The sequence below is a fragment of the Caldalkalibacillus thermarum genome, from assembly GCF_014644735.1.
GTDB classification, from domain to species: domain Bacteria; phylum Bacillota; class Bacilli; order Caldalkalibacillales; family Caldalkalibacillaceae; genus Caldalkalibacillus; species Caldalkalibacillus thermarum.
In genome coordinates this window covers 1-25581 of the sequence record NZ_BMKZ01000004.1, presented here as the reverse complement: position 1 = coordinate 25581, position 25581 = coordinate 1, and the positions used below count along the sequence as shown (strand labels likewise).

The 25581-nt window shown below is 48.0% G+C and carries 32 protein-coding genes, 1 tRNA gene and 1 pseudogene; 11 read left to right on the top strand and 23 right to left on the bottom strand.

What is annotated here, in order from left to right; all coding sequences use genetic code 11:
- Positions 1-84: 84 nt before the first annotated feature.
- Entirely contained in the window at positions 85-1257 is a 1173-nt protein-coding gene (locus IEW48_RS02605; protein ID WP_188622457.1) for a DUF3866 family protein, read from the bottom strand.
- A 202-nt stretch (positions 1258-1459) separates the two neighbouring features.
- On the opposite strand from IEW48_RS02605, the gene IEW48_RS02600 reads away from it, so the two are divergent.
- Both IEW48_RS02600 and IEW48_RS02595 read left to right on the top strand, forming a co-directional pair.
- A tRNA-Gln gene (locus tag IEW48_RS02600) sits at positions 1460-1534 on the top strand.
- Between the two features lie 164 nt (positions 1535-1698).
- Positions 1699-1923, top strand: a complete 225-nt coding sequence (locus IEW48_RS02595; RefSeq protein ID WP_007505235.1) for a DUF2626 family protein — start codon at positions 1699-1701, stop codon at positions 1921-1923.
- A gap of 47 nt (positions 1924-1970) precedes the next feature.
- On the opposite strand, the gene IEW48_RS02590 is transcribed toward IEW48_RS02595, so the two are convergent.
- The 3 genes from IEW48_RS02590 to IEW48_RS02580 are packed head-to-tail and all read right to left on the bottom strand — an operon-like array spanning position 1971 to position 5201.
- The gene (locus IEW48_RS02590) at positions 1971-3170 is read right to left on the bottom strand and encodes a class I SAM-dependent methyltransferase (protein ID WP_188622456.1); all 1200 of its coding nucleotides are present in this window, start codon (positions 3168-3170) and stop codon (positions 1971-1973) included.
- A complete protein-coding gene (locus IEW48_RS02585) occupies positions 3170-3802 on the bottom strand; it encodes an MBL fold metallo-hydrolase (RefSeq protein WP_188622455.1) in 633 nt (210 codons plus the stop codon). Before IEW48_RS02585 ends, IEW48_RS02590 begins: the two co-directional genes overlap by 1 nt.
- A 52-nt stretch (positions 3803-3854) precedes the next feature.
- Positions 3855-5201, bottom strand: coding sequence for a PhoH family protein (locus IEW48_RS02580; RefSeq protein ID WP_188622454.1), 1347 nt, complete (start codon positions 5199-5201; stop codon positions 3855-3857).
- A 161-nt stretch (positions 5202-5362) separates the two neighbouring features.
- Between IEW48_RS02580 and IEW48_RS02575 the strand changes: the two genes are divergently transcribed.
- Positions 5363-6049, top strand: coding sequence for a YhcN/YlaJ family sporulation lipoprotein (locus IEW48_RS02575; protein WP_188622453.1), 687 nt, complete (start codon positions 5363-5365; stop codon positions 6047-6049).
- A 47-nt stretch (positions 6050-6096) separates the two neighbouring features.
- Here the strand turns inward: IEW48_RS02575 and IEW48_RS02570 are convergent, their stop codons facing one another.
- Positions 6097-6549, bottom strand: coding sequence for a pyridoxamine 5'-phosphate oxidase family protein (locus IEW48_RS02570; protein WP_188622452.1), 453 nt, complete (start codon positions 6547-6549; stop codon positions 6097-6099).
- A gap of 107 nt (positions 6550-6656) precedes the next feature.
- Between IEW48_RS02570 and IEW48_RS02565 the strand changes: the two genes are divergently transcribed.
- Positions 6657-6860, top strand: a complete 204-nt coding sequence (locus IEW48_RS02565; RefSeq protein WP_188622451.1) for a YlaI family protein — start codon at positions 6657-6659, stop codon at positions 6858-6860.
- A gap of 55 nt (positions 6861-6915) precedes the next feature.
- Here the strand turns inward: IEW48_RS02565 and IEW48_RS02560 are convergent, their stop codons facing one another.
- From IEW48_RS02560 to IEW48_RS02550, 3 genes are all read right to left on the bottom strand, one after another.
- On the bottom strand, positions 6916-7188 hold the full coding sequence (locus IEW48_RS02560; RefSeq protein ID WP_007505225.1) for a hypothetical protein: 273 nt from the start codon (positions 7186-7188) through the stop codon (positions 6916-6918).
- Positions 7189-7280: 92 nt separating this feature from the next.
- Complete coding sequence (locus IEW48_RS02555; protein WP_007505224.1) at positions 7281-7553, bottom strand: YlaH-like family protein; 273 nt, start codon at positions 7551-7553, stop codon at positions 7281-7283.
- Between the two features lie 17 nt (positions 7554-7570).
- Positions 7571-8407: a deoxyribonuclease IV gene (locus IEW48_RS02550; RefSeq protein ID WP_188622450.1), complete on the bottom strand. Its 837-nt coding sequence runs from the start codon at positions 8405-8407 to the stop codon at positions 7571-7573.
- 107 nt (positions 8408-8514) lie between these two features.
- Between IEW48_RS02550 and IEW48_RS02545 the strand changes: the two genes are divergently transcribed.
- Positions 8515-8688, top strand: coding sequence for a DUF5325 family protein (locus tag IEW48_RS02545; protein ID WP_188622449.1), 174 nt, complete (start codon positions 8515-8517; stop codon positions 8686-8688).
- 10 nt (positions 8689-8698) lie between these two features.
- Here IEW48_RS02545 and IEW48_RS02540 read toward each other — a convergent pair whose 3' ends face one another.
- A complete protein-coding gene (locus IEW48_RS02540) occupies positions 8699-9517 on the bottom strand; it encodes an inositol monophosphatase family protein (RefSeq protein WP_007505219.1) in 819 nt (272 codons plus the stop codon).
- A gap of 148 nt (positions 9518-9665) precedes the next feature.
- Positions 9666-9884 (bottom strand): YkzI domain-containing protein, encoded by a 219-nt coding sequence (locus tag IEW48_RS02535; protein ID WP_007505217.1) that lies wholly within the window; start codon positions 9882-9884, stop codon positions 9666-9668.
- Between the two features lie 241 nt (positions 9885-10125).
- Between IEW48_RS02535 and IEW48_RS02530 the strand changes: the two genes are divergently transcribed.
- A complete protein-coding gene (locus IEW48_RS02530) occupies positions 10126-10743 on the top strand; it encodes a YktB family protein (protein ID WP_188622448.1) in 618 nt (205 codons plus the stop codon).
- 56 nt (positions 10744-10799) lie between these two features.
- Here IEW48_RS02530 and IEW48_RS17595 read toward each other — a convergent pair whose 3' ends face one another.
- Together IEW48_RS17595 and IEW48_RS17590 are read right to left on the bottom strand one after the other, a co-directional pair.
- On the bottom strand, positions 10800-10994 hold the full coding sequence (locus IEW48_RS17595; RefSeq protein WP_371874803.1) for a hypothetical protein: 195 nt from the start codon (positions 10992-10994) through the stop codon (positions 10800-10802).
- A gap of 23 nt (positions 10995-11017) precedes the next feature.
- Positions 11018-11209 (bottom strand): annotated as a pseudogene (locus tag IEW48_RS17590) (nitronate monooxygenase); the annotation flags it as partial.
- Positions 11210-11404: 195 nt separating this feature from the next.
- On the opposite strand from IEW48_RS17590, the gene IEW48_RS02520 reads away from it, so the two are divergent.
- Positions 11405-12892, top strand: coding sequence for an aminotransferase class I/II-fold pyridoxal phosphate-dependent enzyme (locus tag IEW48_RS02520; protein ID WP_371874802.1), 1488 nt, complete (start codon positions 11405-11407; stop codon positions 12890-12892).
- A 129-nt stretch (positions 12893-13021) separates the two neighbouring features.
- Here IEW48_RS02520 and IEW48_RS02515 read toward each other — a convergent pair whose 3' ends face one another.
- A complete protein-coding gene (locus tag IEW48_RS02515) occupies positions 13022-13150 on the bottom strand; it encodes a GapA-binding peptide SR1P (RefSeq protein WP_007505212.1) in 129 nt (42 codons plus the stop codon).
- A gap of 188 nt (positions 13151-13338) precedes the next feature.
- Entirely contained in the window at positions 13339-13635 is a 297-nt protein-coding gene (locus IEW48_RS02510) for a DUF3055 domain-containing protein (RefSeq protein WP_007505210.1), read from the bottom strand.
- A gap of 250 nt (positions 13636-13885) precedes the next feature.
- On the opposite strand from IEW48_RS02510, the gene IEW48_RS02505 reads away from it, so the two are divergent.
- The 3 genes from IEW48_RS02505 (at position 13886) to IEW48_RS02495 (ending at position 16651) form a co-directional block, all read left to right on the top strand.
- The gene (locus IEW48_RS02505) at positions 13886-14329 is read left to right on the top strand and encodes a DUF1885 family protein (protein WP_007505208.1); all 444 of its coding nucleotides are present in this window, start codon (positions 13886-13888) and stop codon (positions 14327-14329) included.
- Between the two features lie 184 nt (positions 14330-14513).
- Entirely contained in the window at positions 14514-15779 is a 1266-nt protein-coding gene (locus IEW48_RS02500; RefSeq protein WP_007505207.1) for a DNA polymerase IV, read from the top strand.
- 143 nt (positions 15780-15922) lie between these two features.
- Positions 15923-16651, top strand: coding sequence for a Crp/Fnr family transcriptional regulator (locus tag IEW48_RS02495; protein WP_188622446.1), 729 nt, complete (start codon positions 15923-15925; stop codon positions 16649-16651).
- An 83-nt stretch (positions 16652-16734) separates the two neighbouring features.
- Here IEW48_RS02495 and mobA read toward each other — a convergent pair whose 3' ends face one another.
- The 5 genes from mobA to IEW48_RS02470 form a co-directional block, all read right to left on the bottom strand.
- Positions 16735-17379 (bottom strand): molybdenum cofactor guanylyltransferase, encoded by a 645-nt coding sequence (mobA, locus tag IEW48_RS02490; RefSeq protein ID WP_188622445.1) that lies wholly within the window; start codon positions 17377-17379, stop codon positions 16735-16737.
- 135 nt (positions 17380-17514) lie between these two features.
- Complete coding sequence (locus tag IEW48_RS02485) at positions 17515-17790, bottom strand: ferredoxin family protein (protein WP_007505204.1); 276 nt, start codon at positions 17788-17790, stop codon at positions 17515-17517.
- Complete coding sequence (locus IEW48_RS02480; RefSeq protein WP_188622444.1) at positions 17787-19085, bottom strand: FAD-dependent oxidoreductase; 1299 nt, start codon at positions 19083-19085, stop codon at positions 17787-17789. Before IEW48_RS02480 ends, IEW48_RS02485 begins: the two co-directional genes overlap by 4 nt.
- On the bottom strand, positions 19078-20103 hold the full coding sequence (locus tag IEW48_RS02475; protein ID WP_188622443.1) for an electron transfer flavoprotein subunit alpha/FixB family protein: 1026 nt from the start codon (positions 20101-20103) through the stop codon (positions 19078-19080). The genes IEW48_RS02480 and IEW48_RS02475 overlap by 8 nt, the downstream gene beginning before the upstream one ends.
- On the bottom strand, positions 20100-20927 hold the full coding sequence (locus tag IEW48_RS02470; protein ID WP_188622442.1) for an electron transfer flavoprotein subunit beta/FixA family protein: 828 nt from the start codon (positions 20925-20927) through the stop codon (positions 20100-20102). The genes IEW48_RS02475 and IEW48_RS02470 overlap by 4 nt, the downstream gene beginning before the upstream one ends.
- Before the next feature lie 300 nt (positions 20928-21227).
- On the opposite strand from IEW48_RS02470, the gene IEW48_RS02465 reads away from it, so the two are divergent.
- Positions 21228-21422 carry a hypothetical protein gene (locus tag IEW48_RS02465; RefSeq protein WP_188622441.1) on the top strand — a complete coding sequence of 65 codons (195 nt, stop codon included), beginning with the start codon at positions 21228-21230 and terminating at the stop codon, positions 21420-21422.
- Between the two features lie 88 nt (positions 21423-21510).
- On the opposite strand, the gene IEW48_RS02460 is transcribed toward IEW48_RS02465, so the two are convergent.
- The 4 genes from IEW48_RS02460 to IEW48_RS02445 all read right to left on the bottom strand — a co-directional run bounded on the left by IEW48_RS02460 (position 21511) and on the right by IEW48_RS02445 (position 24770).
- Positions 21511-22704: an acetoin utilization protein AcuC gene (locus IEW48_RS02460; RefSeq protein WP_188622440.1), complete on the bottom strand. Its 1194-nt coding sequence runs from the start codon at positions 22702-22704 to the stop codon at positions 21511-21513.
- A complete protein-coding gene (locus tag IEW48_RS02455) occupies positions 22685-23398 on the bottom strand; it encodes an acetoin utilization AcuB family protein (protein ID WP_188622439.1) in 714 nt (237 codons plus the stop codon). The genes IEW48_RS02460 and IEW48_RS02455 overlap by 20 nt, the downstream gene beginning before the upstream one ends.
- Before the next feature lie 71 nt (positions 23399-23469).
- A complete protein-coding gene (locus tag IEW48_RS02450; RefSeq protein WP_042685473.1) occupies positions 23470-24102 on the bottom strand; it encodes a GNAT family N-acetyltransferase in 633 nt (210 codons plus the stop codon).
- 164 nt (positions 24103-24266) lie between these two features.
- The gene (locus IEW48_RS02445; RefSeq protein ID WP_007505196.1) at positions 24267-24770 is read right to left on the bottom strand and encodes a Crp/Fnr family transcriptional regulator; all 504 of its coding nucleotides are present in this window, start codon (positions 24768-24770) and stop codon (positions 24267-24269) included.
- Positions 24771-25581: the final 811 nt, after the last annotated feature.

The window sequence follows — 25581 nt, the reverse complement described above, 5'->3', positions numbered from 1 at the left end:
TGATAGGATCACTTGTCATCATAGCGAATAAACGCCAAAATGAAAAGCCATCAGCCCTGTGTGGCCACACCAATAGCTTTACTTTTAACTTTGCCCACCATCAGGGGCTATGTGTTTACGGTAAAAATGAAAAACAGCCCCAATTGCGGCGAAGAACGCAGGATCATCCGCATATGACCTCCCCATGGTTCTCACCGTGCCATACCATTCCAGTGCCTCAACCAATTCCCTTTGAAAATGGTGGACAGGTACAGGAATCACATCATGTTTGGCCTTCAGCTGGTCCATTTGTTCTTCAAGCACCTGGTCCGAGATGTGTTGGTCCCCGTACTGGGCGCTCACTCCGACGGGATAGGGAATGCGCGCCCTCGCCAAGGTGTGCGCTACAAGAGGATAGCGGGTATGTTCACTTAACCCTTGATGCCGGTTGCGCTTGTCGCGCCATTGAATACGGGGAATCACCACAGGTATGCCTCCGCAAGTGGTGACAGCGTGAACCCAATGCACCAGCTGCATGCCGCTAAACCCTCGGATGGTGCGTGTCCCGACAACTCCTGGCCCCTGTGTCACAATGATATCATCCGCCTTCACGACCTTTACGGCCGCTTCTAAGGCGGTGTATAAATTAACGGTTTCTAATTCTCCGCCCACGGCTTGGCCACAGGTGATGGTTGTCAGCCGCAGCTGTTGTTTCAAACGGCGGACATGGTCGCTTAAGCCGAGGTGCAGTGCCGCCTGATCATCCATAATGTAGACGATTTTCCGCTCAGGCTGCCAGCGGTAAATCATAGCAGCCAATACTGGCAACATGCTATGCAGTTCCCCAACCAGTACATATCTGCCTCCTAGGGTAAACGGTTGACAAAATAAAGGGTGAACCTTACTCTCTTCACATTCTACAGTTTGCACCGGTATTTGGCTGGGCAAATAGCGAAGCTTCATAATACGTCCGCTATACGGCCAGGGACGCTGTCCATGTTGCTTATCCTTGTCCCGCCATACAGACCGTGGAGAACCATGTTCAGTCAGCCAGTCCTGAGCGGTGGCCATGACAAAACCGTATCCTCCTGTCCCCAACTTTAGGTCAATACCAGACGTATTAATCAGAACCCGATCTCCCTGCTGTAAGCTGTGGCCAGCATAACGGTAATAAATGGCACGGATCAGTTGCTGCTTGGATTCAAGCCAGACAAGCACCTGTTGAACAGTATCTGTCCCAAACACTACCTCGCGCACTTCTCCCCAAAAACCAATCATTCCATGCCCCCCTCTCCTCTTATACCATTGTATGTCGGGGGGATCCGCTCATGTATATTTGCGCCTGATAAGGGAATGGTAAGGCATGAAATCTTGGTGTTCAGTTCATCTTAAGCAAAGAAGGGGTATCGCTGATGAATAAAGCGTGCCATAGGTGGCAAACTATGTTCAGAAACCCTAAAGACAAAATGGATAAGGATGTTGGGCTGTAGCCAAGTGGTAAGGCAACGGATTTTGGCTCCGTGATGCGCTGGTTCGAATCCAGCCAGCCCAGCCAGATTTCTTTATTGTCCGCCAATTTTCTGTTTCGGACTCCGCCCTCCTCAAAATTTTCTTTCTGCCTTCTTAAAATATCAATCAAGAGATATCAATCAAGCATTTACATGTTTATCAAACTGCATTATAATGTTGGTGTGTAGGAGCAAAGGAGGGGAAATCATCATGCCGCGTATGTATCGCGTCTTTGCTTTCTGGACAGCTGTGATTGCCATGCTGGCTTACGCAGGACATATGGAAGTTATGGCCCTTTTATTTTTTGCCCAAACGGCATTCTTCCTGGCATTAAGTTATATGAACCTGTCTGAACGTGGATACATCTATGTGTTTGCGGGCTATCTTGTTTTATTCTTTGTTGGCTTTACATATTACACCACTTTCTTCATGTAAACATAGTAGCTGTGCGTTTGTTGTGAAAAAGGCTATTGACCAGTTGGTCAATAGCCTTTTTTTAGGTATTTGGCAAAGGAAAAAGGCTGAAAAAGGTTAAGCACCTTGTCCGGCACCTCCTTGGCCAGCGTTAACACCTGCAAGGCACCGCTAATGCCTTGCGGGGAAATAAGGTGGTGTATCGCCCTGTTTTTTTTGGCAACAGGATGAAAAGGATCGGTTTCCCTGTGTTCCTCAAGCCTGTCCATGATCCCCGCCATCAACAAAAATTCTGTTTGGGGGTAAAGCCCTACCTGTCCCCAGCCCATCTTCTCTGCAGTCTGGCTTAACACATCAAACGGAACATGGGCAGTGATATCTTTTTGGCCAGGTTGTTCATAGGGGTCGCTATCCACTTGATGCTGGTAAAAACAGCGTAACGTTCCCCTTTTGTATACAGGAGACTCTAGCTCTTTCGTACAGAATCCATAATCTACCGTGAACCACAGTCCGGCTTTAAACCAGGCAGAAACCTTTCTGACCCACTCCAGGGCATCAAGGTGAACTTCCAGGCGTTGTCCTTCCAGAAGCTGAAGCCCAAACTCTTCCAAATAGGTTAAAATGTGTTCATTGGCGAGCGGACGGCACTTCTCCACAAACCGGTCATGCCGATCATCGTAGCCCACGCCAATTTCATACAAGACCCCTTTCCTCTTCTCCACCACATAGACCGGGAAAGCATCCACCAGTTCATTGCTAAATAAAATGCCCTCAAAAGAAGACAGGGAATTTTCCACTCTGTTTTTAACGGCCATGTTATCACCGGCGGCCTTTTCTCCTGGCTGTCCGGCCCAGGTCACCTGGGATATGTGCTTCGCTAAGAGGTGCTGCTGTTGCCTAAGGTGATAGGGACTTTTTTCAATGATGAGATAACGGGTCTGGTGATAGGCTTCGCTGTCAATTTCATGCAAGGCATCAAGGAACTGGCGGGCAAAGCGCCCGGTTCCAGCCCCCATCTCGCAAAAGGTGATCCTTTTTTCCCAGGCGACACATATTTTACGCACAAAGTGGGCAATCGTTTCGGCAAAAACGGGGTGAACAGAGCTGGAAGTGTAGTAATCGCCCTGTTTGCCGATTTTGTCACGGCTTTGCATATAATAGCCATCTTTGGGGTGGTATAAGCACAGGTCCATAAAGTCCCGGAAGCTGATCATTTGGCCCGGATCAGCACTGATCCGTGAAATCAGCTCCTGCTTTAAACTTGGCATCATGCTCCACCAACAAACGGATTATACCGTTTTTCATCTTCTATGGTTGTATCCGGACCATGCCCGGGATAGACGCGGGTGTCACCGGGCAACACCAGCAACTTGTGTTTAATGGCCGAAATCAGGGTCTCATGATCACCGCCCGGAAGATCTGTCCGCCCAATGGAGCCAGCAAACAGCGTATCCCCGGCAATCAGCGTTTTGTGTTCCTCAATGTAAAAGGAAACACTGCCTGGTGAGTGGCCCGGAGTATGCAGGACTTTGAGCGACAATCCTGCCAGATGGAGCAGTTGTCCATCCTGTAAAGCTTCATCCCGTGGCCGGCATTGGATGGGAGCGGTTACCATGGGCCAGCGGGCCGAGCCGTTTTTATAGGGATCTGTCAACCACTCAGCCTCTAAATCATGGATGTACACTGGCGCCCTTGTTGCCTGGCGCACCTCTTCCAACCCGCCAATATGATCAAAATGGGCGTGGGTGAGCAAGATGGCGACAATGTTCAGGTCTTGAATATAGTTCAGCATGGCTTGTGGCTGCATACCCGGATCAATGATGATGCCTTCCCCTTTTTCATTAGACAGCACATATCCGTTTGTTTGTAATGGCCCCAACGGCTGCATCCATAACTTCATGCGTATCCTCACCTTTTTAAGAAATGGATCTGTCTTCTGCTTTATTTTACCGTTAAAGAACTTGGGCAGCAAGTTGGGCCAGAGGGGAACGCTCACCTTTTTCCAGACGGATATGGCCGCTTAAAGGCTGGTCTTTAAATTTTTCCACCAGATAGGTTAACCCATTGCTTTCTTCATCTAAATAAGGATGGTCAATTTGTTCAGGATCCCCCATTAGCACAAGTTTGCTCCCTTCCCCCACCCTGGTTACAATCGTTTTAACCTCGTGTTTGGTTAAGTTTTGAGCTTCATCAATAATGATAAATTGCTCGGGGATGCTGCGCCCTCTGATATAAGTCAGGGCCTCAACCTCAATGCTTCCCATACCAGCCAAAATACGGTCCAGATCCCCCGGTTTATTGGTATGAAACAAATATTCAAGGTTATCATAAATGGGCTGCATCCAGGGCTTCAGTTTTTCCTCCTTTTCTCCAGGCAAATAGCCGATATCCTTACCCATTGGCACAATGGGACGGGCCACAAGCAGCTTTTGATACCGTCGTTCATCCTCTGTTTTAGACAACCCAGCTGCTATGGAGAGTAACGTTTTGCCTGTCCCGGCTTTTCCCGTCAAGGTCACTAAGGGAATATCATCCCGCATTAAAAGCTCCAGGGCCATGCGTTGCTGCACATTGCGGGCTTTGACCCCCCATATGGCTTCATCCTGATACTGAAGCAGTTCCAGGTGGGTGACATCAGCACTTATTTTGCCCAGGGCCGAAGCCGGGCTGCCCAGTTCATCCTTAAGAATCAAAAATTGATGGGGAAAAAAAGATTTGCCTCGTGCCGCAGAGGTTTGCTTTAAGACCGAAATGCTCAGGCGTCCAAGAGTGAAATACTGGTCAATTATAGCTTTACTCACTTTCAGCTCCATGCAACCACTGTAAGATTTGGAGTATTGAATGACTCGGTCGGACAAAAAATCCTCAGCCTGCAGCCCGAGGGCATCTGCTTTCACCCTCATCAAAGCATCTTTACTGACCAAAACCACGGGCCGCGGATGTGGCCGCTTATTCTCATCTTCTTGCAAATTCAAGGCCACAGCAAGGATGCGGTTGTCATTTGTCACTTCAATAAAAATATCTTGGAGTCTTACAAATGATTTATGATTCAGTTCCACTCTGAGAATCCCTCCATTTGAAAGAGGGACCCCATCATGCAATTTCCCCTTCGTTCGATACTGGTCAATCAGTCTGGAGACATATCGGGCATTGCGCCCAATTTCATCCATGTTCCGTTTTTTGCTGTCCAGCTCTTCCAGAGCCACGGCAGGGATTACAATTTCATTATCTTTAAACATGTAGATTGCTCGCGGATCCTGCAAAAGAACATTGGTATCCAGAACATATATTTTTTTCAAAATTCCGCCTCCTTTGAGCAGCTCATCAACTGGTCTTGGAAAAATATACATTTCAAGCGGTGTTTTATTTTTATGTGTATGACTCATGGTTTTGTCTTAGACGGATAAACTATGGGTAATCCCAACTCAACAGCAGATTCTGACAGAAAGGGTGAACCCATATGAGACGATGCTTCAAAGCTTTAAGCCTCACACTGGCTACCACTGTTCTGATCACAGCTTGTAATCCAGCCAATCCCCCTGACAACCGGGCCGCACCTGATTCTCCTGACATGCGCTTTCAAGAAACCCAGCGCCAGCCTTACACAGACCGTGACCGTGCGTTTGAAGGGCAAACCCAGCGCCAGGACCGGGTCCCTACCCAGGACCGTAACCGGATTCTAGAAAACTTTGATGCCCATGAAGCCCAAGAAACAGCTGAGCGCTTGGCCAAACTGGCCACCCAGATTGAAGAAGTGAATGATGCCACTGCCGTAGTGGTCGGTCCCTGGGCAGTAGTCGGTATCGATGTGGATGCCCACGATGACCGGGCACGAGTGGGGAGTATCAAATACAGTGTAGCTGAAGCCCTCAAAGAAGATCCACAAGGTGCCTATGCGGTCATCACAGCTGATCCCGATATCATGCAGCGATTGAGGGAGATGAACCGCTCTATCCGTCGTGGTGAGCCAGTGCAGGGCATCATGGATGAGCTGGCTGAGATCGTGGGACGTCTCATGCCACAAGTCCCCCGTGAAATCGAGGCCCCCGAAACACCTCCTGAGCAAAATGAAGATTTTGAGAATCCCCAAGAGCACTCGGATATAAACCGCTTGGAGCGGGAAATGAACCAGCAAAGCAGACGCTGACAGTGTAAACACAAACACCCCCTGTTTTTAGCAGGGGGTGTTGTCTGTTAAGCCTTAAGGGCTTCCAGGACTTGTCGGTCCAGTTTATCTGCCGCTTCCTTATCATAGGTTTTTTCATATTCCGGATCCACGGAAATGCGGGCACCGTAAAACATCACATCGCGCACTTCCTTCACCGCTAAATCGATGCGTGATAATTTAATGGAAACACCGTCCATTTTTTCAACGGCCACTTTCGCCTCTCCTGCAATAGAATAACAGGAACCTGCCCCGATCAAATTGAGCACAGCCGACGGGTTAGCCTTAATGTTTTCCACAATCCGGGAGCGGCTGGCCACCGCGATGCGCACTTCCGATTTGGATGGGGCATAAACCCACGAGATCGCACTAACGTTGGGAACCCCTGTTTCATGGTCTATCGTGGCGAGTGTGACAAAACGCTCCTTCTGCAATAAAGAAAACAGCTCGTCCGTCAGGGATTGCCAAACTTTTTCAGCCATATGTACTCCTCCTTTAATCTTGAACTGACAATGGTATCATAAGCAGTTCCCGTTTCCTCTATTCTATCCTCTCATGGTATACTATACAAGACAAGGGGGAAACACTGATGATTGTTTCTTGCGTTCTGTGTGATAAAAAGGTTAAACTTGACGCCAATTCCTATGAAGGAAAACGGCTGATTAACCATCCTTTGGCAACCTATATGTGTGAAGAGTGCAAAGAACGTATCGCCCAAAAGACGGAAAAAAGACGGCGGGAGGGGAAACTTCGCCCAAGCTTATACCATAAAGAAAATGATGGTTGGTCATAAATAAGGGGCTGTCCCAAAAGAACGGCTATTGGGTACAGCCCTGTTCATTTACATGTTATTCATTATACTTGGGCTCCTGTTCAATGTCATATAATAATTGGTTGACAAACTCAACAGGGAATTGTCTGGTGCATTTTTCACCGTTCTTGATAAACTGAACCACATACAGCCCATTCTCTGCTGTCACCTTGATGTCTTCCAGCTTAAAATCCTCTTTTAAAATCTGGGTAAAAAATTGAAATGTGTCCTGTGCCGCGTGGTCATCAGGTCGGTTTTCAGCCACATGCTTAATTTGCAGCCAGTTAAACAGGGCATCATCCAAGTTCATAACAGCGCCCTCCATATCGGCTCTGATAGTCGGACAAACCATGCCGAACAACCATTTCGTTCTCCATCATTAATCCGGTCCAACATTCCCCATCAGTCGTTGTACCGCGTCATTCTATAGCGGACAATGGCCAAAACAATCACCGTGATAACCAAAATATCGGCAATGGGAATCACATAGCCCATAAAAGCCAAAATAAGACAGCCCACGGCCAAGACCAGGTAGACGATGGCCTGTTTCAAGACAGGCAGCTTGCGGGCAAACCCCAGCTTATAAGCAATGGCCATCAGGATCACAATCACTAAATACAGCAGAAAAAAGGCCAAAGGCGGGTCCGTCAATTGGTAAATATAATTGGCAATCATCACCATATCTCCCTTGCTCAGGCGTCTGATTTTAACTGATGCAAATACTCAATCTCGTCCCCATACTCTCTTTCATCCTCAACGGGGGTTTCCAGAATCACGGGCAAATGTTCAAAACGTGCTTCTTTCAGAAACAGCGCCAGTGCCCGAGAGCCGATTTCCCCTTGACCGATCTTCTCATGGCGGTCTTTGCGGCTGGCATAAGGGGCTTTGCTGTCATTAAAGTGAATACAATAGAGATGCTCAAGATATCCGGTCTTCTCCATCTCATCAACAAGGTCGGTGAAGGTCTCTTGATTCCAAATTCCCGCGGCAAATGCATGGCAGGTGTCGAAGCAGAAACCGATTTTCTCTGGATAATCGGTCGCTTCCCGCAATTCCACCAAGGTTTGGATGTCCAGCCCCAGTTCTGACCCCTGTCCGGCCGTGTTTTCTAAAAGTAATTTAGTCGGTCCATCATATTGCTTTAAGATCAAATTTAAGGTTTCGACCATGCGTTGTTTGCCGTATTCCTCTCCTTCACCCACATGTTTGCCACAGTGCACGACGGCACCCTTTGAGCCATAGGCCTCAGCAATGTGCAAATCTTCCAGGATGGAACGGATGGTTACTTCCTGCAAATCGGGTTTGGGCGTGGACAAGTTGGTAATATACGGTGTGTGACAAACCACTTCAATGTCATGTTCGGCACAGTATTCCCGACCGCGCTGGGCATCCTTTTCGTCTATTTTTTTGGGACGCAGCCCCCTGGGGTTTTTGGTAAACACCTGAAAAGAGGCAGCGCCCAGTTCCGTCGCTTTTTCCGCTGCTTTGAGCAATCCTTTGCCAATGCTGATATGACAACCGATTTTCATCCATCTTCGCTCCTATGTTCCAAGATAGTTGCAATCATTTATCAATGATATAATAGGACTGGATTTTACACAACCCTGAAACCCTATGCGGAAAGGCGGACATCGTCATGAAAATGCGGCAGACCCTGTTTGTGCTTATTGCTTGTACAGCGGTGGCCCTGTTTGTGCTGACCGGTATTTTGATCGCTGAACGGCGACTCATCTCTGCTTTGTTGGCCTTGCTTACTTCCATGGTCGTGATCGGCAGCGGCTTTATCATTAAAAAACGCTGGTCACAGTGAAGGTGTCCGGTTACCTGCGGGCAGATGGGGAGTGTAAGTATCGGTCAATGATCGCCTGATGCAAGCCAGGACGGGCAACCAATACAGAAGATTTTTCAAAAACCTGAACGGGCTGATTGTGTACCGTACTTGTCACCGCCCCCACTTCCCGGACAATGGCCAGGCCCGCAGCAAAATCCCAGGGAGAAAGGCGCAAGGTAAGATAGGCATCCAGCCGCCCGCAGGCCACATAGGCCATCTCCAGGGCAGCCGCTCCCACTGAACGGGTGCCCCGCACATCACGGACCAACGCTTGCAAAGGTTTAAAATCAAAGTGTTTATTAGGCGTTAGCCACAAACTGTTGATGCCAATCACGGCCTCTTCCACTTTAGTCTCCGTCAATGGCGCCAGTCGTTGGTCATTTAAAAAAGCGCCTTGACCGGCGATGGCATGAAACAACTCACCGGCCATGGGATCATAGATAAAGCCGAGCCGGGGTTCACCTTTTTCATACAGGGCCACTGAAATGCAAAAGTTTTGTTTTTGGTGGACGAAGTTGGTAGTCCCGTCGATGGGATCGATAATCCACACCCAGCCCTGTTGGGGATCGTTCAAGCCCTTTTCATGGATTCCCTCTTCTCCCAGGATGTCATGATCAGGGTAAGCATGCCTGATCCGGGAAACAAAAAACGATTCAATTTCCCTGTCCTTTTCCGTGACCAGGTCACGCACGGATGTTTTGTATTCGATACGGGGGTCTGTATCCATACTCTCCCGCAGACGTTGACCCGCTTCTAAAACCCATGCTTTGGTTTGGTTATACATTTCTAGCAGCGATTCTGTTGCCAATGTTTCACCCTCCACTCAAATTGTGTATAAATGATCTTGGTAAGTTAAGTATACTAAGAAATACAACAAAAAAACATCCCGCACCTTCTCAGCGAGATGTTTTTAAACTTTATGGTGATTGATATATTCCATTTTTGGCTTCTCCTATCTAATTATTGGTTTTATGAACAGGTGTCTGAAAAGCTTCCAGCAACATCATTTCCTTGCGTAATTCAGACAACTTGCGTTTGCATTCTTCTATGCGCTCCAAATCCTCAGCCAGCATGGCTTCATGGAGATTTAACAACTCATAATCAATTTCCATCCTCAAGACCGGTATCCTTTTCTCCGCGTCTGTCCTTTTCAAGGCTTGAATAACTTGTTCCATGCTAAGCCTCCCCTTTCAAAAGGTTTTCACCAGTCCCCACTCTTCCACACCATGCGTCACCCTTCTTTACTCTTTGTATTCCCGGCTTTCCAGAATCAGAAACTCTAATTTTTCTGATAATTTAAATGGTTTGTTAGTATATAATATTATGCCTTGCGCGCTTTGGCAATAACAATTTTTACTATATGGTTGTTTTTTGATATATTAAAGGATAATCAGACGGCCAAAAGGAGTGAATGGGATGCGCTTTGAAGGATTTAGCCAGCAGGACTTTGAAACATTCCATATTGATGGACTTGATGAACGCATGGCAGCCATCCGGGAACGGATTCAACCTAAATTTAGAATCATTGGTGAAACATTGGCCGCCGATCTGACTGCACTGGCAGGCAACGACATGTTTCTACATATTGCTAAACATGCCCGCCGCACGAAGAATCCGCCCGATTCTACCTGGCTGGCCATTTGCCATGATAACAGGGGATATAAGAAGCACCCCCACTTTCAAGTAGGGCTGTTTGATGACCATGTGTTCATCTGGTTAGCCTATATTTATGAATTGCCAAACAAAAAGGCGGTTGCCCAAACATTTCTAGACAATATTGAAACCATCCGAGCCAAGGTTCCGGACGATTATGTGGTCTCACTAGATCACACGAAGAAGGATGCCGAAACATTGAAAGTCTTGGATTTACAGCATGCGTTGGAACGCTTCCGGGATGTCAAAAAAGCTGAATTTCTCATAGGCCGCCATGTTGCTGCCAATGATCCTGTTTTACGAGACGGCGACGCTTTTTTAAACTTAGCCAACGACACGTTTAAAACCGTATTTCCCATTTATAAACTGTCCTTTGTCTAACGAGATGGTAAATGACTATGCCCCCGCACTGGTCCGTGTGCAGGGGCTTTTGCTGCTTATCCCTCATCTAATACCTTGCGACACTGGGCCAGATAGGTTCTTGCTTCTTCTTCCATGCGTTCAAACAATTCCTGGACAGTAGGAATATCATGGATAAGGCCGATCACTTGACCCGCCCAGCCAAAACCTTCTTCCGGCTTACCCTCATGAATAAACTTACGGTTGGTTTTCCCGCTGATCAACTCTTTCAAATCTTCATAGGTTGCGCCTTGAGCTCTGTTTTTTGGCGCACTTTATGTATTTCCTCTCTCAAGCGCTCCGGGCTTGGCAGTGACATAGCGGTAATTTGGCCCAAACCACCTGCATTTGACACTGCCGCTGCCAGTTCAGCATAAGCTAAATAAGCCAGTCCCCCTTGGATAATGGGCCGTTCAATCCCTAATAATGATGTTAACCTTGTCCTCATCTAACCCGCTCCTTTTCAAAGATTCAAAACTTTTGTCACCTCATATATTCGCTTCCCAACCGGAAACTCCTTCCTTCACCATCATGGCCCCTTGCAATCAGCCCTTATTTTGATATACTCTACTTGTTTTAAACCAACGGCTACTTGGAAGCTCCAACAGCCAAACAGAAGCTGCTGCAATGTGAGGTGAACCCAATGGCAAAGCAACTGGATCACCATCAAACTCCTTTGTTTTCCGGTGTGGTTGAACATGCCCAGTCCAACCCGATTCAATTCCATATTCCCGGCCACAAAAAAGGAAAGGGAATGGATACAGAGTTTCGCCGTTTTGTTGGTGACAACGCCCTGGCTATAGACTTGATTAACATTGCCCCCTTAGATGATTTGCACCATCCGACAGGTATTATCAAAGAAGCCCAAACCTTGGCAGCGGACGCCTTTGGCGCGGACAAAACCTTTTTCTCGGTCCAAGGAACCAGCGGCGCCATTATGGCCATGATCATGAGCGTTTGCGGACCGGGAGACAAGATTATTGTCCCCCGTAACGTACACAAATCGGTTTTAAGTGCCATCATCTTTGCCGGTGCCGTTCCGGTTTTTATCCACCCAGTCATGGATAAACGCCTGGGGATCTCCCACGGCATCACTGTCTCCAGCGTGCGTGCTTCATTGGAACAGCACCCTGATGCCAAGGCGCTGCTGGTCATCAACCCCACTTACTACGGGGTGGCCGGCAACTTAAAAGAAATTGTGAACTTGGCTCACCAGCATAACATTCCCGTACTGGTGGATGAGGCCCACGGGGTACACATCCATTTTCATGATGACTTGCCCCTTTCAGCCATGCAAGCCGGTGCAGATATGGCTGCCACCAGCGTGCACAAGCTAGGTGGATCCATGACCCAAAGCTCTGTGCTCAATGTCAAGGAAGGACTCATTTCTGCCAAACGGGTTCAGGCTGTTTTAAGCATGCTGACCACCACTTCAACCTCTTACCTCTTGCTTTCATCTTTAGATGTGGCCCGGAAACAGCTTGTTTTACATGGCAAAACCATGTTGGATAAGGCCATTGCCTTGGCCAACCAGGCGCGCCAAGCCATCAATGACATTCCCTATCTGTATTGCATGGGAGAAGAGATCATTGGCCAGGACGAATCGATTTATGATTTGGATCCGACCAAATTGCTCATCCACGTCCGGGAACTGGGCTTAACTGGTCATGAAGTGGAACAGTGGCTGCGTGAGAAGAAAAACATCGAAGTGGAGTTAAGCGATTTGTACAACATCTTATGCTTAATTACACCCGGTGATAACGAACACACCGTTCAGGCTCTGGTGGATGCCCTGCGTGAGCTCGCGTCCATGGCCAGTCATAAACGAAACCAGCTGACACCGCTGCCTGTGGCACTGCCCAAGATCCCCCGGCTGGCCATGTCACCGAGGGATGCCTTCTATGCTGATACGGAGCTGGTTCCTTTCCATCAATCGGCAGGGCGTATTATTGCTGAATTTATCATGATTTATCCTCCAGGCATTCCGATTTTGCTCCCTGGCGAAATCATCACCGAAGATAACCTGGATTATATTCTGCAAAACAAAGAAAAAGGGCTTCCCGTCCAGGGACCGGAAGACTTTGATTTCCGCTACCTTCGTGTCATTAAAGAATACCAGGCCATCCGTTAAAGAAATCATAAACTTAAATAAAATTTCTCACTGCAACAAGAAGGGCTATCTCCGGCACAAATATGTTCAGGAGATAGCCCTTTTCCTATCCAGTTGGTTAAGTTAAACTCATTTTGTTTCAGTTCGTTTTTATCTTTCTTCATTTTTCAATTCTTCACATTCATGGCAACCTGGACAAACGCCATACAAGACAGATACCTTTTCGGCTTCAAAATGTTCAATGGTTTTCTCACAAGTTTGGCACACAATCTCGCCCATTGAAAAAGCCTCCCAATCATTTAGTTGAATGCGCTTTAAATGTGTTACACTATTATAGTATTATGACATATTATTTTTTGTCAATATGGATCTTCATGGGATAAATAATGTCCTATTAAATACAAAAAGGTAGCTCATTAAGGCTACCTTGATGTTACTGTGCTATTTTATTGTTGGGTCAGCGGTAACTACTCATGTTCCGGTCCAACTGTCAAGCGCGGAATCACATGTTGGAAAAACACAGACAACTGTTCGGCTTCTTCACAGGAGGAGATATTAAATGTGCGTTGAAGGTACTCAATATTTTCTGCCTCATCAGCAGACAACAATGTGGAACGACCGGTTTGCATACAGATCACCAGCGGCTTGCCAAAAAACTGGTTGGTAAAGACGATGCCAAAATCATAGCGCGCCCGGTCTGATGCAAACCCTACAAAACGAACGTGTGCTTTCTCAGACACATCGTACAAACGTTCAAATCTCATTGTTACCCCTCCTTGTTTTTTGTATTTGCCTGCCGAGTAGATTTATTATATCAATCCCATCTCGAATCGTCAAATTATTTCGTCTATTTAAAGTGCCCGGTTCTTAAGCCGAACTCATCATCTGCATAAGGATTTGTCGACGAACCAAAAACCTTACCCGGTTTGGACATTTTTGTTGTGAAATTGGCCCTTGAATGCTAAGATGTTAACAGACATGCTGGACACTGTGCTATCGCAAGGAGTGAGTTGGGTGAGTCAAAGTGCGTATATTCGTCTGGTAGAGGAATCAACAATGACCGAGTCCAATTTGGACGATGTGAAGCAAAAATTGGAACGTTACATAAGCATGACCACAAAAACAGGACAGCAGCTGGCTTGGCATTATGAGGAGGCCGCTTTTCCTTACACGATTGAAGAGAAGTCGGAGGGGAAAGGAAAATGGCTCTACCTGAAAGGCAACAACCCTGAACTGTACAAATATATTGTCATCGGGGTTGGCTCAGAAACAGTCATGGATGAAGAGAGCGGCCAAGAGAAGGAAGAACACTATATTCAGGTGGTGTTGCCGGATGGAGCCACTCATGGTGATAAATCAAAAGCCAATGAGTTTTGCAAATATCTGGCCAAAGCGTATCAAGCGAAATTGCAGTTGTTTAACGGGCGCACCATGTATTTTTATCCCCGCAAACCGTAACCTGTCCCACTGAGCCTGACCGGTTTAAACCCGGATCCTTAGTATCTTTTTTGAAGCTTAGTTTCTTGCCTTTTCTTATCTAATGCGTTTCTCTCCCTCCTTTTTCCACTTTTATTTTTTCTTTTTTTGCCGTAGAATAGAACATACGTTCTGTTATCCACTGCTGAACGGAGGATGGCACAACATGAACAAAGCAGGTAGCAAGATGCCCCGGGAACGGGTCATTTTCCTGGTTGATGTGCAATCCTTTTTTGCTAGCATTGAAAAAACAGCTGACCGCTCCTTGCAGCATAAACCGATTGTGGTGGCAGGAGATCCCGAACGGCGCAGCGGGGTGATCCTGGCGGCCTGTCCCCTGGCCAAACAATGGGGGATTGAAACGGCAGAAGCGTTGTGGGAAGCCCAGCAAAAATGTCCTGGTGTCACTGTCGTCAAACCCCATATGCAAAAGTACATTGAAATCTCTGTTCAGCTTACCGCCATCATGGAAAGCTTCAGTGATCTGGTCGAACCGTACAGCATTGACGAACAGTTTATTGATCTGACACCGACCCTGCATTTATTTGGTGGCAGCCCCTATCAAGCGGCCCGTCTCTTGCAACATAAGATCCAGCAGGAAATAGGGGTCTATGCCCGCATTGGCATTGGCCCCAACAAAGTGCTGGCCAAAATGGCCTGTGATAACTTTGCCAAGAAAAACAAAGAGGGCATCGCCCACATCAGCTATGACACATTGCCCGCCACGTTATGGCCTCTTCCCGTCCGCTCTTTATTTGGCGTGGGCAGCCGCATGAGCCGCCACTTGGAACGCATGGGCATCCGCACGATTGGCCAACTGGCTCAAACCCCCGTGGAACGTCTGCGCAAAAAATGGGGCATTAATGGGGAACGGCTGTGGCTGACCGCTAACGGTATTGATGAATCCCCTGTTTCTCCCCGCTCCCATGATGAACAAAAGGCGATCGGTCACCATATGACCCTCCCCCGGGACTATGAAACCCTGGAGCAGATTAAAGTCATTCTGCTGGAATTAAGTGAAGAGGTGGGCCGCCGCGCCCGGCGCAAGGGATATGTGGGCGATACCGTTTCCGTGGGTGTACGCGGCGCCCGCTTTGATTTGCCCACCGGCTTTCACCGCCAAACCAAATTGACCGAAAAAACCAACGATGGACTGGATGTGTTTAAAGCCGCTTTTGATCTGTTTTGCACCCATTGGGACGGGGAGCCGATTCGCAGTGCGGGGGTAGCGCTGTCTGGCCTGGAGCCGGACCACTGCCGTCAACTGAGCTTGTTTAACTTTGAGACCACGCTTAAAAAAGAGCGCTTAAGCAAGGCAGTAGACCACATTAAGAATAAATACGGGGCCGCCGCCATTTTGCGGGCCGCCTCCCTTACTGCAGCAGGCCAAGCCCGGGACCGGGCCCAAAAAATAGGAGGGCATTACAAATAACCCTAAAAAATGACATTTGTTTTACACTTTGGTGACGTTTCGTTTACAAATGGCACGCTGTCACATAATTGTGACACAATCGCACGTTGCGTCCCCCTCTTTCTGTTAAAATGAAACTAGGAATGAAAAACGGGGAGGCCGTGATGATGCAAGGACAACCCTTTTTGGCCCAAGAACGTCAGGCGTGGCAAAACACAGGCATCTTTTCCGGACAGAACTTTCTAAAACTGAAGGAGATTATGTATGACCATACGTTTGAAGCCGGCTCTTATCTATTCTGGGAAGGGGAGCAAGCTGACAAACTTTTTTATATCAAACAGGGGCAAGTCAAGCTGACCAAAACAAACGCTGAAGGAAAAGAGTTTACTTTGCACATGTTTCAAGAGGGCGATCTGGTCGGGGAATTAGCGGGATTTACCACATTAAAGCACAGTTACAATGCCTTGGTGACCAAAGACAGTATCATCGGTGTCATCCAAACTCGTGATTTGGAAGTGTTGCTCTGGCAGCACGGGGATCTGGCGGTTGAATTTATCAAGTGGATGGGCCTGATGAATCGTATCACAGAAACTAAAGTGAGAGATTTGATGTTTTATGGCAAGCCAGGCGCTTTGTGTTCAACTTTAATCCGCCTGGCCAATACGTACGGCAAACAGACTGAACAGGGATGGCTTATCTCTCACAAAGTCACCCATGCGGAATTGGGTGAATTTATTGGAGCGACAAGGGAAAGTGTCAACCGCATGCTGCGAGATTTGGCCAAAAAAGGAGTGATTGCTCAGGAGCAAGGGCACATCATCATTAAAGACATCGACTATTTGAGAGATATTTGCCACTGTGAGCACTGTCCCGTTACCGTATGCCGCATCTAACCATCTTGCTTTATTTGAACGGCTGATTATTTATGATAGGAAACTGAAAGTATGTGGCGACCTCAAGGGTCGCCATTATACTTTCAGCTCCCTTCAGCTAACCTTTTAGAGCGATTGTTGTTGTCCTTTCTCTCTTCTAGTTGCAACAGTTGGTTATATTCATCAAAGGTATTGAAATCAATCACAAAGGACAAGTCCAGCCCATGATGATTGAAAAAAGATTCGGTGACCGCTGCCCAATTCAAATAGTGGAGCAGATCCTCAAGCTGACCATTTTGTTGTTGGAGCATCATCGTTATGGAAGGCACACAAGATTGATGATAAACAGCGTTAAGAGGGTATAATTTGTTTTTTAACACGGGAACCACGGCATCACACCCTTTTTCCCGCCGGTGTTGTTGCATAAGACGGGCTGCATTGGGGGAGATAAACGGCATATCGCAAGCCACCACCCATAGCTCCTGGTGCTTGGCTAAGGAGAAGGCGGCATGCATACCGCTCAAGGGTCCCCCTGTTTTAAAAAAGTCAGTAATGATCCGGATGGCATTGCCAAAGACAGGAAGGAAAGGACGAGGGTGATTGGTCACGAGAATGATCTCATCACATATGGTCTTCATGATGCGGACCTGCCGCTCAACCACCTTTTCCCCGCCAAACGGTAACAACCCCTTGATTTCCCCATTCATTCTGCGGTTTTGGCCGCCAGCCAGAATGACACCTGTCATCATCCTTGTCACCCCCTTCCTTTCAACTCCGACTATACCAGGAAAGGCGACGGATAAGCAGTTAGGTTGATCACACCAGCCAAAGGTTCTGGGCTGACAGATGCAGACCTTGTCGCTGTACTTCCGCAGGAATCTGGCTCAGCCCAGTCTGAACACAATGCCGTACCCACCTTTGGGGTACCGCCACTCAATATTGTCATAAGGGCAGCCGATGCGGCAGCTGCCGCATTCATGACATCCTTCGAAACCTACATGCATACGGTCTCCTTCCCATTTGTACACTTCAGCAGGGCAAAAGATCGTGCACAGTTTATCTGGACAACGGGTGGCACAGATATGAGCATTGACGATTTTTAAGTGGGACTCAGTGTCCGCATTGAACCGGACAAGATACTGTTTCTCCTCGATGTTCATCCTTTGATCACCTTCCAGGCGCGGATCATATCCCGCGCGATTTTAAACCGTTCTCCAACCGTCCCCAACTGGCGGATCAACTGCTTTTGTATTTCTTTTTTTGGTGTGCCATCCACCGTGAAGAAGTGGCTGGCTGCCCTGTTCAGCATAGGGATATACTGTTCAAAGTATTGCGGGAAACGTTCAAAGTGACGGGTGGTATCTTTGTACTTTTTCAAGTCCTGTCCAACATAGCTGTTTAACAGATTAACACGGTAACTGTCCAGAACATTCTCCGAAAAATCATTCAGCTCTTTGGCCGTCATGATGGCCTCGGCAGCCAGTACTCCGGAAGTCATGGCCAGGTTGGATCCCTCCCGGTGGATGGAATTGACCAGCTGGGCCGCATCTCCCACGACCAGCACCCCATGACCCACCAGTTTGGGCATGGAACGCCAGCCTCCTTCTGGAATGAGGTGTGCCAGATATTCCTGAGGCTCACTGCCAGCGATCAAGGGCTGAATCAGGGGATGCTGTTTCAGCCGTTCCAACAGTTCGTACGGTTTCAGCTTATGTTTGATCAAACCAGACAATAAGGCACCAACGCCAACATTGATGCTGTCCTTGTTGGTGTAGACAAAACCGGTGCCCAAAATGCCCTGGGTGGCATCTCCAAAAATCTCAATGGTACAACCCTGGTTCGGCTCCAGATTAAAACGTGCTTCAATGGCAGCCTTGTCCAGTTTAAGCACTTCCATGGTAGCTAAAGCCACTTCATCAGGTTGCCATTCCTTATGAAATCCCAATGATTTGGCTAACAGAGAGTTCACACCGTCAGCCAACACAACTACATCGGCGTAAACATCTCCATCAGGACGGTCGGTACGCACGCCAACCACCCGTCCGTCTTGGACAATACATTCCTTGACCACTGTTTCGTTAACGAGCAAGGCCCCGGCTTCAACTGCTTTCTGGGCAAACCATTGATCAAACTTGGCCCTGAGCACCGTAAAACAGTTGTACGGCTCCCTGGCCCATTCCAAACCCTTATAGCTGAATGTGACAGCCGATTCCCGATCCAGCAGCATAAAGCGCTGCTCCACCACCGGCCTCTCCAGCGGAGCCTCCTTGTAAAAACCCGGGATGATGTCGTCCAGCATTTTGCGGTACAACACACCACCCATGACATTTTTGGCTCCAGGATATTCCCCCCGCTCAATGATCAACACATCCAATCCTGCTTTGGCCAGCGTATAGGCACAAGACACACCAGCAGGTCCGGCTCCCACAATGATACAATCAAATTTTTCAGGCATGTTGAACCTCCTCTCTGTAGAGAGCCTCTTTAAAGGCTGCAATCAACGCCGGTACGACCTCGAAAGCATCACCGACAATGCCGTAATGGCAGGTTTGAAAGATGGGCGCGTTGGGATCATTATTGATAGCAATGATCAATTCTGAGTTTTGCATGCCCACCACATGCTGAATGGCACCTGAAATGCCGATAGCAAAGTAGATTTTTGGGGTGACGGTCACCCCGGTCTGCCCAATTTGGTGGTGATGATCAATCCACCCCGCCTCTACAGCATCCCGGCTGGCGCCGACCGAAGCACCCAACACCTCGGCTAACTTATAGCAAAGCTGAAAGCCTTCAGCATCCTTCAAGCCTTTGCCTCCGGCGACAATAATATCCGCTTCGTCCAGGCGGGGCCGCTTGGTTGTCTCTCTGACCACTTCCAGTACTTTGGTCCGCACCTCATCTTCTGTTAAGGTGATTTGCTCCTCAACCACTTGGCCCCGTCTGCCCGGTTCAGGAGCAAGGGCTTTCATCACTTTGGGACGCACCGTGGCCATTTGGGGCCGATGCTTTTTGCATAAAATCGTGGCCATAATGTTGCCCCCAAAGGCCGGACGGCTGGCTTCAAGCAAGCCAGTCTCCGGATCAACATCCAACATGGTGCAGTCAGCCGTCAATCCCGTGGCCAGATCAGTGGCCACAGCACTGGCCAGATCTTTCCCTGTTGAGGTGGCCCCGTACAGCATGATTTCAGGCTTATATTTGCGACAGGCCTCCACCACGGCGTGCATGTACGGTTCGGTGCGGTACTGGCTGAAGATGGGAGCATCATAGACATAAACCTTGTCAGCACCATACTGAAACAGTGTATTTGTTAAGTCTTTCACATTGTGGCCGATTAAAATACCGGCCAGCTCCACTCCCCGTTTGTCAGCCAAAGCCCGCCCGGCACCGAGGAGCTCCAAGGAAACGGGAGCCACCTCACGATCACGCTGTTCTATAAACACCCAGACGCCTTTAAACTCATCCAGATTCATCGGACTCCCTCCCGTTCAGTGAACAACTCTCTTTTTTGCAGGACAATATCTAGCAGTTGCTGCACCTGCTCCTGTATGTCCCCCTCCAACAGGGTGCCTCCTTGAGGTTTTTCAGGGGTCCATATTTTACCAACCACCGTTGGCGATCCCTTTAAGCCCAGTTGTTTGCGGTCCACATCCTCCAAATCATCCACAGACCAGATTTGAGGCTGGTAACGGGCCGCCTTGATCATGTTGGGCAACGGGGCATAGGAGAGGTCGTTAATCTCTTTTTCAACTGCACACAGGCAAGGCAGGCAAGACTGAACCACTTCATAGCCATCCTCCAGCTTGCGGTGCACGATGATATACCGGTCTTTAAGGTTAAGCTCTGCAATCTTTTTCACCGCTGTTAAGGGTGGAATGTCCAGCCGGCGGGCAATGCCCGGACCCACCTGACCGGTATCACCGTCAATGCTCATCTTGCCGCATAAAATCAAGTCAATCGGTTTAATTGTGGAGATTTTCTCTAATGCCTTGCTCAAAGCATAACTGGTCGCCAGGGTATCCGCTCCGGCGAAGGCCCGGTCGGAAATCATGTAACCGTCATCGGCACCGATTTCAATACACTTTTTGATCGCTTTCACCGCAGGGGGCGGTCCCATGGTCAGGACAGAAACAGTTCCCCCATAACGCTGCTTCAGGCGGACTGCTTCTTCCACCGCATGGGCATCATACGGATTCAAAATGGCAGGTGCACTGGCCCGGTCTATGGTTTTGGTTTTGGGATTCATTTTAATCACTTTGGTATCCGGCACCTGCTTGATACAAACGACAATGTGCATCTCTTATCACGCTCCTCTCCTCATCTGGGCACATTTCCCGGCCATCTTCTTCAAGCCTGGCATAGACAGCCAAGGCTGAGACAAGCTTGCTCCTTGTTCATCTTAACAAAGCAGCACTCAGTTGCCTGTGATATAAATCACGAATAATTTCAAAAATAAAAAATCGACAATTCTGAGAACATGACAGCCAAGGTGACAAATATAACTGCTTGGCGGGATCCTCCCTGCTAAATTGGAAACAGAACAGCCTAATGAAAAACAGGCATCTGTTTACGACAAAAGCCAAAGGAGGGGGAAATCGTGCTTCAGGTAGGGGACGTGGTCAGATTTAGAATAGATGGCACACTGGGTGTGGTGATCAAAGTGCATGAGAAGGATTGTTATGTATTGTGGGAAGATGGTTTCAGCAGCCTGGAGCTTTACGATGAACTGATAAAGGATGAATATTGGACAGCCAGACAACGGATCGACCCCCGGCATCCATGTGCACCATGATCAAGAACAGGGGAAAAACATTCCCCTGCATCGTTTATTACATCTGTTTTATTTATTTTTATGAAATCACTTTTTAGGTGGTTTTGGGCTAGTGTGGTCCCACTTGCTGGCGCAAGTAGGATAAGGCTTGCTTAAGCATGAGCCGGTTCTTCTCCTCAATCTCCTTCTGACGGGGGATAACAGGCAGCACCTCTTCCTCATCCAGCCATAAAGCAGGCACCGGGCCATTAACATGAGCCCTGACAGCAGACAGCCAAGATTCAGGCAATGGCCCTTGCTTGACTGGCACATCGTTCATGACCATCCACAACAATCCCCAAGCACGGGGTACAACACGGTAGATGTCATACCCCCCGCCACCAACGGCCAGCCATTTTCCTCCCGTATAGGTTTCGGCTGCCTGCTTGATCAACTCAGGCATACGGACATAGATCGACATGGACCCTGCCAAATGGGTCAGCGGATCATAAAAATGGGCATCACAGCCGTGCTGGCTGATAATGATATCCGGCTTAAAAAACTGAAGCACGGCTTCTAAACCCCTTTCAAAACAATCCAGCCAGGACGCGTCCTGAGTAAAGGCATCGACCGGCAAGTTTAAGCAATAACCATACCCTTCGCCAATGCCCTTTTCGTTGACATGACCCGTACCAGGATATAAGTAGCGGCCCGTTTCGTGAATGGAAAAGGTAAACACATGAGGATCATGGTAAAAGATCCACTGCACCCCATCGCCATGATGGGCATCGGTGTCAATATACAGCACCTTCATGTCATATTGCCTGCGCACATACTCAATAGCCACGGCACAGTCATTATAGATGCAAAATCCAGAGGCCTTTCCCCGCTGGGCATGATGCAATCCCCCGGCCAGATTGAGGACGCGTTTGGTACGGCCTTGGGCGATCAACTCCGCCCCCAGCAAGGTTCCGCCCACCGCCAATACTGCTTGCCGGTGCATGTCAGGAAAAAGAGGGGTATCTTCAGTTCCTAAGCCGAAAGGATGGAATTCGGGATGCTCCTGTCCGGGAGAAGACTGCCCTGACACTTGACTCGCCTTTTTAACCGCTTCAATATACTCCCTGTCGTGGACAAGCAAGAGCTCCTCATCGGTGGCCATGCGGGGAGCACGCACCTGGTCCGGGATTAAAAATCCACAACATTCCAGCAATTGTTTGGTTAAAGCGATCCGCTTCTGGTTGAAAGGATGCTCATCATGAAAAAAATAGTTGAGCACCGCTTCGCTGTAAATGAAGATAGGCTTAGAGGTTGGCCGACCCATCATTGTTTTGCTCCTTTGCTTTCATTCTTTGCTGAGTTTTTTCCTGTGCGTTGTGCTTCACGTCCAGCTTTTCCGGCCAGATCACCCGGAAACCATGCTGTTCAATCCGTTCAATGATGGGGCGGGGATCGATAGTCTCTACCCTGAAACTAAGATTTTTCTTGCCTTTTTTCTTGCTGGGGTAAACATACACATTGGAAATATTGACATGACACTCTTTAATAATCTGGGCTACATCGGCCAGACGCCCAGTGGTATCGTCCACCTCGATTTTAAGATATGAACTGGGCCGGTCTACACCCATCAATTCTACCAGGGAATGGAGAATATCGGATTCCGTGACGATGCCCACCAGTTTCCCCTGGCTGACAACTGGCAAACAGCCGATTTTGGCTGTATACAGCGTTAACGCTGCTTCTTCAATAAAATCTAAAGGATGAATGGTGATCACATCTTTTTTCATGACGGATGAAACCGGATGTTGATATATGTCGTCCACTTCAACTTCTTTGTGGATCACAGAAGGAAGGGCGTCCCGCAAATCCCGGTCAGAAATAATCCCCACCAGCGTCTCCCCCTCGACCACCGGGAGATGGCGTATGCGGTGTTCCTGACACAAACGCCTGGCTTCCCTAATGGTTGTGCTTGGAGAGACAGTGATCACCTTCCGTTTCATCACCTCTTCTATTTGCATCTCCTATGCCTCCTTGTGTTTAAACAACGGTTAAAAAACGACGCCCATTTGGCATGGTCATACTTACGTGCCTAATACATAAACCGGCGTTTAAAGCGCATGCGGTCAAACTTTTCAATGGAGCTCATGGGGACACGTTTACCAATCCGGGCCATTAAGCAATTGGCAGGATGGGAACATATCTCGGGGTCGTCGGTGGCAAACCAGGTCAGCCCCACACTGCCCATCACCTTCTCCATCACTTTGCGGTACTCCCACACAGACAAACCTGTTCCCTTTAAATCCCAGTGCCAGTAATACTCCGTACTGATGACAATATAATCTTCCATGGCGTCATCCCGGAAGGCCACTTGCAGCATACGTTTGGCCAGCCCGATGTTACGGTAAGGAGGGGCAACCTCAATGGCCCCCAATTCCAGCAAATCTTCCATCTTTTCTTCCGACCATCTTTCAAGTGGATCGGGGTACAAAAACGTAACATAAGCCACAATCATATGGCCATCCAGGGAAACAATAATGCGGGCCTCGGGCAATTGGGCAATCGACAGCAAGGCTTTATACTGCTGTTCAGGCGGCCTGAAAGCCGTTAAACCTTCATGAAAATCATAACCCTTAAGCTCTTCATGCGTAACCGGCCCTTGAATGTTAATTGTCCGCCCCTCAAACTCAGTGGTATCACGATAAAAAGTTTTGGTATGCTCCACCATAAATTCCTCCCGATGAGGATTGTTTTCCCTCTATTATCTCATGTCTCTTAGCTATCTAAAACTTTAAAGGCCCGCTTCGCTTGTTACAGTGATATCTGTCACTGATTCAGGCCGTTCCTTGAACAAATTGTGACAGCAGTCACACCCAACTTTCTAGGGAGCTATGGACGGCAACGCTTCCTGAGCAAGCGGTTGACCGTCTCACGCCGCACACCGATGAACTGGCCGATTTCTTCCTGGTTGAGCACATCGGCCAGCACTAAATGGGGAAAATGACGCCTGAACCACCGTTCTGCTAGCTCAAACCGTTCCGCTGGTTTCACCGCCGTCAGCTGGTCAATCCGCTGCTGCATCATCCTTAATTTTTCCTGCAACACCAAAGCAATCTCTTTCAGGCGCTCCGGGTTTTGGTCCAGCTCGTGATACCAGCTGTCACTGGTGATGATCTCCACTTCACTATTGAGAAGGGCAACCGCGGTGCCAAAATACTCCTTTTGTGTCAACAATGAATGATGGGGAAAAATTTCCCCCGGAAGAATCAGGTTGACCAGTGTGGAGGTGCCATCCTCCTTCACACGGACAATTTTAAGCAAGCCCTCTTTAAGGTGATAAAGGGAGCCTGTGTCGCCTTGATGAAACAAAACTTGACCCGGTTTCAGTTTCATTGTTCCACTACTCCTTTGGATTTAACACCTCATAGTAACTCCTCCGCTGCGTGTCACTCCAAAATTAATGGGGTATCCTTGCTTACGTAAGAAGATACCCCATTTTTTACCGATCAAAACACTAGTTACTGAAACTGCTGTTGCAATTTCTCTTTTTCTTCCGTTGTCAACATGCGTTCAGCCATTGGAAAAAGCACGTTTTCTTCGTTGGGCTGTTGCATAAAATACATCCATCGCTTTTCTCAACGGAACATGTTCTTCCTTTAATTGCTTCAATGGCGCGGAGAGTGTCACATTCAACATGTCACCCATATTCATATGACCGCATCCAAATGGCCTTGGCGAATCTTCTTCATTCGCTCCGCTAGGCATTAGAGTATTCTCAATTGTTTCACTCAGCGTACAGGTCTGACCAAAAGGTGGAAACGTTCATCTCCTGCTGACAACCAATAACCACAGCGCTGATCATAAGCAGGCATAAATCATGATCAAACGGATATACTTCATATTGACTTAGCGGTTAAATATAAAACCAGATATAAAGATTATCATTTCCTGAAGTAGAATATATATGATAATGATTCTCAATATCTGTGATCGTACTCACAGACAAGAATAAATTTTTGGCCTAAAGTAAATCTAGACAAGAATAAATAATAGATTAAAGTCACCCATCTAAATGACGGTAGTGTAAAAAGTTCTATGAAAAACTAGAGCTAGCTACTCCGAAGGAGTAAAGTATTAAGGTTTGTATACGCATGACCGCTCTCGCTCTTGACAAACACCATCCAAATGGTCGTTTTCAAGTAAC